The organism is Microtetraspora niveoalba (assembly GCF_001570405.1).
Classification (GTDB): Bacteria; Actinomycetota; Actinomycetes; order Streptosporangiales; family Streptosporangiaceae; genus Microtetraspora; species Microtetraspora niveoalba.
The window spans coordinates 24,321-34,957 of the sequence record NZ_BBYM01000057.1; the positions used below are offsets into that span (position 1 = coordinate 24,321).

Annotated in this window: 1 protein-coding gene and 1 pseudogene; both read right to left on the bottom strand. The window is 72.6% G+C overall.

Annotation, left to right across the window (positions count from 1 at the left end; translation table 11 throughout):
• Positions 1-20 precede the first annotated feature (20 nt).
• Positions 21-10,466, bottom strand: coding sequence for a type I polyketide synthase (locus tag AWQ70_RS41810; protein ID WP_067186447.1), 10,446 nt, complete (start codon positions 10,464-10,466; stop codon positions 21-23).
• Positions 10,467-10,535: 69 nt separating this feature from the next.
• Positions 10,536-10,625 (bottom strand): annotated as a pseudogene (locus tag AWQ70_RS42530) (KR domain-containing protein); the annotation flags it as partial.
• Positions 10,626-10,637: the final 12 nt, after the last annotated feature.

Consider the following 10,637-nt stretch of genomic DNA (forward strand, 5'->3'; position numbering starts at 1 on the left):
CGATGCGGGCCCGGCGTTCTCTACCCGCGAGCCGCGCCGTCCGCGCCCTGCTCGGCGAAGATGTCCGCGAGCCACTCCCGTACGGCCGCGGCGGTCGTCGGGCCGTCCTCCATCATCAGGGTGAAGTGGTTGCCCGGCACGTCGACGCAGGTGTGCGGCAGGCTCCAGACGGCCCGCCAGTCGTCGTCGCGGGTCCACTCGCCGATCGGTTCCGAGGCGCGGACGACGAGCGTCGGAGCCGTGATCTCCTTGGCCGTGAAGTCGAGGTACATCCGGCCGTACCACGCCTGAGCGGTCAGGCGGGTGTCGGTCATCGGCACGGCCAGGTGCTCACGGCCGAAGGTGCCCTCGGTCAGCTCGGACATCCACTCGTGGTGCATCGGGCGGTCCATCGGATAGGTGTCCACCAGCACGACTCCCGCCGCCGGCGCCCCCATCCGCTCCAGCCGCCACGCCAGCTCGTGCGCGAGCACCCCGCCTCCGGAGTGGCCGAGGAGGACGAACGGCGCGTCGCCCGCGACCTCGATGAGCGTCCTCGCCTGCCAGTCGAGCGACACCTCCTTGGTGGCCGGCAGCGCCTCGCCGTCCCGGTAACCGGGCAGGGGCAGGGCGATCACGTCATGGGTGCCGCGGAACGGCGTGGCGAAACGCGCGAACTCGTGAACTCCGCCGAGTGCCGACATCCCCGTGTGACAGACGATCCTCGGGCGCCGCGGCCCTCGGGACAGGAAGACCGGGGCAGGGGCCGCGGTGCGCGACTCTGCCGAGTCGAACATCGGCCGGAAGCCGGCCGCGTCCGACAGGAACTCCATGAAATCCAGCATTCTGTCCTGCCGCATCGCCTCGCTGTAGAGCGTGCGCAGCAGGCCGGTCCGTCCCCGCGGCTCGGCCGGGGCGGCGTCCGCGCCGAGCAGCGTCTCCTGGACGTGCCGGGCGAGGGCGTCCGGGGTGGAGCTGTCGAAGACGACGGTGCTCGCCAGCGCGGCGCCGGTGGCCGACCGGAGTCGATCCCGCAACTCGATCGCGGTGAGCGAGTTGACGCCCAGCTCCAGGAACTGCTGATCCGGAGCGATCTGCTCGACGTCGCCGTACCCCAGGACGGCCGCCGCGTGGGCGCGGACGAGATCGAGCACGACCTGGTGGCGTTCCTCGCCCGGCAGTCCCGCCAGCCGCTCGCGAAGCGCGGCCGCGTCCGCCCGGGCGCTCGGGTCGTCGTCCGCTCCGTCACCGGCCCGCCGGAGGTCGGTCAGCTCGTCGAGCAGGCGGCGGGGGCGGGCCAGCGTGTACGAGGCGGCGAACCGGGGCCAGTCGACGTCCGCGACCGTGAGACACGCCTCCGCGTGCCCCGGCAGCCGCGCGAGCAGGTCGAGCGCCGCGTCCGGCGGCATCGCCCGCAGCCCGGCGCGGGCCCACCGCTCGGCGGTGTCGCCGGTGAGTCCGGCCTCGTCCGCCCACGGCCCCCAGGAGATCGAGGTGGCGGCGCGGCCGTCGGCTCGCCGCTTCGCGGCCAGGGCGTCCAGGTAGGCGTTCGCCGCGGCCCGTGCCGGATTCGCGCCGCCCCAGACTCCGGCGACGGAGGAGAAGAGCACGAACGCGGACAGGTCGTGGTCCAGGGTCAGTTCGTGCAGGTGGCGTGCGCCGTCCACGGTGGGGCGCAGCACCTCGGCGACCCGTTCCGGAGTGAGCGCCGCCAGCGGGGTGTCGTCGGCGATCCCCGCGGCGTGCACGACCGCGGTGAGCGGACGGTCCGCGGGAAGCGCCGCGAGCAGCGCGGCCAGCGCGTCCCGGTCGGCGACGTCACAGGCCGCCACCGTCACCCGGGTGCCGCTCTCGCCCAGCTCGGCGACGAGGTCCCCGATCCCCGGCGTGTCCGGTCCGCGGCGGCCGACCAGCAGCAGATGGGGCACACCGTGACCGGCCAGCCGGCGGGCCACCCGCCGGCCGAGCGCGCCGGTGCCGCCGGTGATCAGGACCGTGCCCGACGTGGTCCATGCCGGCCGTCCCTCCGCCGCGACCGAGCGGTCCGGCGTCAGCCGCCGCGTGTGGAGGAGTCCGTCGCGGATCACCGCCTCCGGCTCCGCACCGCCCGCCAGGACGGTCACGAGCCGGTCCCAGGAACCGGCGTCCGGCCGCGCGGGCAGGTCGGCGATGCCGCCCCACCGCTCGGGCCTGGCCAGGTCGATGCCGCGGCCGAGCCCCCAGAGGGTGGCCTGTTCGGGATGCCGGGGCGGGTCGGCCGGGCCGGTCGACACGGCCTGGCGGGTGACCATCCAGAGGGGGGCGTCGAGGCCCGCCTCGTCGAGGGCCTGGACGAGCGTCACGGTCGCGGGCACCCGGTCCTCCCCCTCGGCGAGCATGCAGAGGACGCCCGCCAAGGCGTCCGCCTGGCCGTACACCCGCTTGATCCGCGCGGCCTGGGCGGCGGGGTCGGCTCCGTCACCGTTCGCCGGGAGCCGGACGACCTTCGCGCCCGCCGCGGTCATCGCCGCCTCCGCCTCCGCGGCCAGGTGGTCGGCGGCCGGGGCGACGAGCAGCCACGTGCCGTCCAGTGCGGCGCGGCCGGGCGCCGGACTCTCCGGACGCCACACGACGCGGTAGCGCCAGGAGTCGGCGAGCGCGTCCCGCCGACGCCGGCGCCGCCAGGACGACAACGCGGGCAGCGCTGTTTCCACGGTCTCCGGCCGCGCGTCGAGCGTTTGGGCCAGTTCGCCGAGGTCTCCGCGTTCGACCGCCTCCCAGAAGCGGCCTTCGGCCGGGTCGGCGGCGGGCGCCGTCTGCAACGGCTTCGGCCAGTAGCGCTCACGCTGGAACGCGTACGTCGGCAGGCTCACTCTCCGTCCGCCGGACGCGAGTGCCGGCCAGTCCACATCGGCCCCGCTCGTCCACAGGCGGCCGAGAGCGGCCTGGACGTGGTCGAGGCCGTCACGCAGCAACGGGACGCAGACCGCGCCGGGGATGATCTGGCTCGCCATGGCGCTCAGCACACCGTCGGGTCCGAGCTCGGCGACGCGGGTCACGCCGTGCTCGCCCAGACAGGTCACTCCGTCGGCGAACCGGACCGCCTCGCGCACCTGCCGCACCCAATAGCCCGGGAGGCTCATCTCGCCCGGCTCGGCGAGTGCGCCGGTGAGGTTCGACACGATCGGGATCCGCGACTCGTCGAAGGTCAGCGTCCCCACGACGGCCGCGAACTCGGCCAGCATCGGCTCCATCAGCCGGGAGTGGAACGCGTGCGACACCGTCAACCGGCTCGTCTTACGGCCCCGCGCGGCCCAGTGGGCCGCCAGCTCGTCGATCACCTCGGCGTCGCCGGAGACCACCACCGAGTCCGGACCGTTGACCGCCGCGACGTCCACCCGGCCATCGACTATCTCGTCCTCGGTCGCCTGGACGGCCAGCATTGCGCCACCGGCGGGGAGGGCCTGCATCAGGCGGCCCCGCGCCGCAACCAGCGCACACGCGTCCGGCAGCGACAACACCCCGGCGCAGTGCGCCGCGGCGATCTCACCGATCGAGTGGCCCAGCAGGAAATCCGGGGTCACCCGGAGCGACTCCAGCAACCGGAAGAGTGCCACCTCCACCGCGAAGAGGCCGGCCTGCGCGTACACCGTCTGGTCGAGGCCCGGGCCATCGGAGATCACCGACCTGATCGGCCGGTCCAGGTGACGGTCGAATTCGGCGCAGACCGCGTCGAAGGCCGCGGCGAACTCCGGGAAACGCGGGTAGAGGTCGCCTCCCATGCCGAGGCGTTGCGTGCCCTGCCCCGTGAAGAGGAACGCGGTGCGCCCCTCGCCCGCCGTACCGGTGACCGCGGCGACGCTCGGCATGCCGCCGGCGACGGCGGCCAGCCCTCGCACCAGGTCCTCCCGGTCGGCGCCGAACACGACCGCCCGATGTTTCAGTGCCGCCCTGGTGGTGGCCAGCGACCGGCTGACGTCGCGGATGTCGGAGGTGAGGCCGGTTTCGGCGAAGTGGCGCAACCGGTCGGCCTGGGCCCGCAGCCCGTCGGCGGTCCGCGCCGACACGATCCATGGGACGGGGCCGGAGCTCTCCGCGAGGTCGGGTGCGGGATCCGCCGCCGCGGGCTGCTCCAGGATCACGTGGGCGTTGGTGCCGCTGATCCCGAACGAGGAGACAGCCGCACGGCGCGGCCGATCCGTGGAGGGCCAGGGCCGGGCCTCGGTGAGCAGTTCCACCGACCCGGCGGACCAGTCCACGTGCGGTGAGGGTTCGTCCACGTGCAGGGTCGCGGGGAGCACGCCGTGCCGCATGGCCTGCACCATCTTGATCACACCGGCCACACCGGACGCCGCCTGGGTGTGCCCGATGTTCGATTTGACCGACCCCAGCCACAACGGCCGCTCCCGGTCCTGGCCGTAAGTGGCGAGCAGCGCCTGCGCCTCGATCGGGTCGCCGAGCTTCGTGCCGGTGCCGTGCGCCTCCACGACGTCGACCTCGGACGGGGACAGGCGGGCGTCGGCCAGCGCCTGGCGGATCACCCGCTCCTGAGACGGACCGTTCGGCGCGGTCAACCCGTTCGACGCGCCGTCCTGGTTGACCGCGCTGCCCCGCACCACCGCCAGAATCTCGTGGCCGTTGCGCCGCGCGTCCGAAAGCCGCTCCAGCACCAGCACACCGACACCCTCGGACCAGCCCGTACCGTCGGCCGCGGCGGCGAACGCCTTGCAGCGCCCGTCCGCGGCCAGTCCGCCCTGACGGCCGAACTCGGCGAAACTCGCGGGTGTCGCCATCACCGTCACGCCACCGGCCAGCGCCAGCTCGCATTCGCCACGCCGGAGCGCCTGCGCGGCCAGGTGCATGGCCACCAGTGACGAGGAGCAGGCCGTGTCCACCGTGACCGCCGGACCCTCCAGGCCGAACGTGTAGGCCACCCGGCCGGACAACATGCTGGTCACGCTGCCGGTCAGCAGGTGCCCGTCCGCGCCCGCGGCCAGGTCCGTGCCTATTCCGTAGAGCGACGAGGAGGCGCCGATGATCACGCCGGTGGGCGTGTGCTTGAGCGAGAGCGGGTCGATGCCCGTCTGCTCGAAGGCCTCCCAGACCGCTTCCAGCAGGATGCGCTGCTGCGGATCCATCGCCAACGCCTCACGCGGCGAGATCCCGAACAAGCCCGCGTCGAAATCGGCCACATCATGAAGGAAGCCACCTTCAAGGACCGGGGCACTCTCGCCGATCTCCCAGCCGCGATCGGCGGGGAACGGGGTGATGCCCTGGCCGCCGGCCGCCAGCAGTGCCCAAAGCTGATCGGGATCGCCGACGCCGCCCGGGTATCGGCAGCTCATCCCCACAATCGCGATCGGCTCGTCGGCACTGGCCGCGGCCGGAATCCCGCGCCGCTCGACGCCCTCTCCCGTGGCGCCGAATATCTTCCCCAGCAGGTACTCCGCCAGCGCCACCGGCGTCGGATGGTCGAAGACCAGCGTGACGGGCAACCGCAGCCCTGTCTCCGCCATCAACGCGTCACGCAGTTCCACCGCCGTCAGTGAATCGAAGCCCACATCCCGAAACGCCCGGCCTGGCTCCACGTCCGCCGCCGACGCGTGCCCCAGCACCACCGCGGCGCGCGCCCGCACCAGCTCCAGCAGCGTCCGCGACCGCTCCGCCGCGGGCAGGCCCTCCAGCACACCCCTCAGCCCCGACGGCTCGTCCGCGCTCGGCTCTGGCCCGGCCAGCACCCCGGCCACCTCGGGCAACTCACCCAGCAAGGCGCTCGCCCGACCCGAGACGAACATCGGGGCGAACCGCTCCCAGTCCACATCGGCCACGCTCACGCAAACGTCGCCACGGTCAACGGCGACCTCCAGCGCCCGGATCGCCACCTCCGGATCCATCAGCACCAGGCCCCGCCGCCGCAGGAACTCCCCGGTCTCCCCCTCGACGGCCATCCCGACACCGGCCCACGGCCCCCACGCCACCGACAAGCCCGCCAGCCCCCGCTCCCGACGGGATTCCACCAACGCATCCAAGAACGCGTTCCCCGCCGCGTACGCCCCTTGCCCGCCACTCCCCCACGTCGCGGCGATGGACGAGAACACCACGAACAGCCGCACATCCTGTCCGCGAGTCAGCTCGTCCAGATGCGCCGCACCGGCGACCTTGGCCCTCACGACCTCCGCGACCCGCTCCGCGTCCGTCTCCATCAGCACATCCGGCGCCCCTACTCCCGCCGCATGCACCACTCCCATCAGCGGAAACTCTTCCGGGATCGCCGCCAGGACCTCGGCCAGCGCCTCCCGGTCCGCCACGTCGCAGGCCGCCACCGACGCCCGGGCGCCGAGCTCCCGCAGCTCCGCCACCAGTCCCTCGACGCCGGGCGCCGCAGCTCCCCGACGGCTCGCCAGCACCAGATGCCCCACACCACGACCGGCCAGCCACCGCGCCACCTCACCGCCCAGGCCACCGGTGCCGCCGGTCACCAGCACGGTCCCGTCCGCGCAGTCCGGCACCCCCACCTCGGACGACGAGGCCGCCGCGCCGGCCGACGGCGCCCGCACCACCCGCCGTCCCAGCACCTCGGCGCCCCGTACCGCTACCTGATCCTCGCCCGACTCCCCGGCCAGCACGGCCGCCAACCGGGCACCGACCCGGCGATCCACCACAGGGGGAACATCGACCAGACCGCCCCACCGATCCGGATGCTCCAACGCCGCGACGCGTCCCAGCCCCCAGATCTGCGCCTGATACGGATCACGAATCGAATCGGAACCTCCGGCCGACACCGCACCAGACGTCACACACCACAGGGGCGCGCTCACCCCGAGATCCCCCAGCGCCTGCAGTACGGCCAGCAGCCCGCTCAACTGCGCCGACACACCCGGCGCCGCGACAAGCGCGACTCCCGCGAGATCCGGCGCCTCCTCCACCACTTCATGAATGCGCGCGGCGACCGAGGCACGGTCGAGTTCCGCCTCCCCGAGGACCAGCTCGACCACCCCCGCCCCGCCGTCGCGGATCGCCGCCCGCACACCCTCGGCCAGAAGGTCGTCGGTGCCCTCCGGGAGAACCACCAGCCAGGTCCCGGTCAGCTCGCCGTCGGCCAGCGTGACCGGGTTCCAGACGATCCGATAGCGCCAGCCGTCCAGGACCGAGTCCTGACGACGCTGCTTGCGCCACGACGACAGCGCGGGCAGTACCTCGCCCAGCACGTGCGACTGATCACCCAGACTCAGCGTGCCGGCCAGCTCTTCCAGGTCCTCGCGTTCGACCGCTTCCCAGAACCGGGACTCCACCATGTCACCGGACAACACCGGTACCGGCTTGGGCCAGTACCGCTGCCGCTGGAACGCGTACGTCGGGAGGTCCACCCGACGGCCGCCCGGCAGAACGGTCCGCCAGTCGACGTCGACGCCGGCCGCCCACAACCCGCCCAGCGCGGTCAGCACCGTTTCGGTGTCGTCCCGGTCGCGGCGCAGTAGCGGCGCGAACACCGCGTCGCCGGACTGCTGGGCCGGCGCCTCATCGCGGCGCAGCACCGGCGTGAACACTCCGTCGAGCATTTGCTGGGCCAGCGCGCAGAGCACACCATCCGGACCCAGCTCCACGAACCGGGACACACCCCGCTCGGCCAGACAGGTGACGCCGTCGGCGAACCGCACCGCCTCACGCACCTGCCGCACCCAGTAGGCCGGAGAGGTGAACAGCCCAGGATCGGCGAGCGTTCCAGTGAGGTTCGACACGATCGGGATCCGCGGCTCGTCGAACGTCAGCGTCTCCAACACGGCCGCGAAGTCGGCCAGCATCGGCTCCATCAGCCGGGAATGGAACGCCTGCGAGACCGTCAACCGGCTCGTCTTACGGCCCTCCGCCGCCCACCGGGCCGCCAACTCGTCGATCACCCCGGCGTCCCCGGAGACGACCACCGAGCTCGGGCCGTTGACCGCCGCGATGTCCACCAGACCCGCGACCATCTCCCGGACCTCGTCCTCCGACGCCTGCACGGCGAGCATCGCGCCACCCGACGGGAGCGCCTGCATCAGCCGGCCCCGCGCCGCAACCAGCGCACACGCGTCCGGCAGCGACAACACTCCGGCGCAATGGGCGGCAGCGATCTCACCGATCGAGTGGCCCAGCAGGAAGTCCGCTACCACCTGGAGCGACTCCAGCAACCGGAACGACGCCACCTCGACCGCGAACAATCCGGCCTGCGCCCACACGGTCTGATCGAGATCCGCCCCGTCGAACACGACATCCCGGACCGGCCGATCGAGCCGCAGGTCCAGCTCCGCGCACACCGCGTCGAACGCGTCCGCGAACACCGGGAACCGCGCATACAGGCCCCGCCCCATCCCGGCCCGCTGCGCCCCCTGACCGGTGAACAAGAACGCCGTCCGGCCCTCACCGGCCACACCCGACACCACGCCCGCCGAAGGCTCACCCTCGGCCAGCGCGCCGAGGCCGGCCAGCAGGCTGTCTCGATCGGCACCCAGCACCACCGCGCGGTGCTGCAAATCCGCCCGGCCCAGCAACGACGTAGCCACGTCCGCCGTCGCCAGCTCCGGCCGATCCGCCACGAACGCGCGCAACCGCTCCGCCTGCGCCGCAAGCGCCTCGGCCGACCGGCCGGATACCGTCCACGGCACCGGGCCGGCCACAGCCGCACCCCGCCCAACCTCTTCAACGACCGGCGCGGCCTCCAGGATCACGTGCGCATTGGTGCCACTGATCCCGAACGCGGACACACCCGCCCGGCGCGGCCGGTCCTCCGAAGGCCACTGCCGGGCCTCGGTCAGCAGCTCCACCGCACCCGCCGACCAGTCCACCTGCCCGGTCGGCTCGTCCACGTGCAACGTCGCAGGCAGCACACCATGCCGCAACGCCTGCACCATCTTGATCACACCGGCCACACCCGCGGCCGCCTGCGTGTGCCCGATATTCGACTTGATCGACCCCAGCCACAACGGCCGATCCCGGTCCTGCCCATAGGTCGCCAGCAACGCCTGCGCCTCGATCGGATCACCGAGCTTCGTCCCGGTGCCGTGCGCCTCCACGACATCCACCTCGGACGGGGACAGGCGGGCGCCGGCCAACGCCTGCCGGATCACCCGCTCCTGCGACGGCCCGTTCGGCGCGGTCAGGCCGTTGGAGGCGCCGTCCTGGTTGACCGCGCTCCCCCGCACCACCGCGAGCACCCGATGACCGTTACGCCGCGCGTCCGACAACCGCTCCACCAGCAGGACACCGACACCCTCACCCCAGCCGGTGCCGTCCGCCCCCGCCGCGAACGCCTTGCACCGCCCATCGGCCGCCAGACCACCCTGCCGATTGAACTCACCGAATGCGCCAGGGTTCACCATCACGGCAACGCCACCGGCCAGCGCCATCTCACACTCGCCGTTACGCAGCGCCTGCACGGCCAGATGCAGCGCCACCAGCGACGACGAACAGGCGGTGTCCACCGTCACCGCAGGCCCCTCCAGCCCGAAGGTGTACGCGACCCGCCCGGAAATCACGCTGTTGGCGGTGCCGGAGAGCAGATGCCCTTCGACGCCTTCCAGCACCTGGCCGTGCCCGTATCCCGACGACGAAGCGCCCGCGAACACCCCCGTCCGGCTGCCGCGCATGGACTGAGGGTCGATTCCGGCGGACTCGAACGCCTCCCAGGCGCTCTCCAGGATCAGCCGCTGCTGCGGATCCATCGCCAACGCCTCACGCGGCGAGATCCCGAACAGCCCCGCGTCGAACTCCGTCGCGTCGTAGACGAAACCGCCCACCGCGGCGTCCGCGCCCGGCACCCGGTCCGGCCAGCCCCGATCGACCGGGAACGGCGACAACGCGTCGACTCCCCCGGCGACCACATCCCACAACTGCTCGGGATTGCGGACATCGCCGGGGAACCGGCAACTCATGCCGATGATCGCGATCGGCTCGTCGAGTCCGGCGGAGGAAGGGCCGGCGGAAGACTCCGGCGCTGCCGCCTCGCCGACGACGAGTTCCTTCTCCAGATAGGACACCAGCGCCACCGGCGTGGGGTGATCGAAGACCATGGTCGCGGGCAGCCGCAACCCCGTCTCCCGATTGAGCCGGTTACGCAACTCCACCGCGGTCAGCGACTCGAACCCCAGGTCCTTGAACGTCCGCGTGGCCTCGATGGCCTGAACATCCGGATGTTTGAGCACCGCGGCGACCTCGCCACGGACCAGGTCGAGCAGGATCTGCCGCCGCTGGGACACCGGCAACGGAGCCAGACGACCCGCAAGCGCCGAACCATCCTCCTCACCGAAGGCCACAACCGGCCGCTGCCGCGCCTCGGGCAGATCAGCCAGCAACGGACTCACCCGCGTAGCGGTGAACGTGTCAGTGAAACGCGGCCAATCGATATCCGCGACCGTCACACAGTCCTCACCCGCCTCCACCGCCTGCTCCAGAGCCCGGACCGCCAACTCCGGATCCATCGCGACCATGCCACGCTCACGCAGATAGTCACGGGCGCCCTCCTGCGAGGCCATACCCGCCTCACCCCACGCACCCCACGAAACCGAGGTCCCGGCAAGCCCTCGCGCACGCCGCTGAACGGCAAGCGCGTCCAGGAAAGCGTTCGCCGCACCATAAGCGGCCTGCCCGCCACTGCCCCACACCCCCGCACCCGAGGAGAACATCACGAACATCCCAAGATCGAT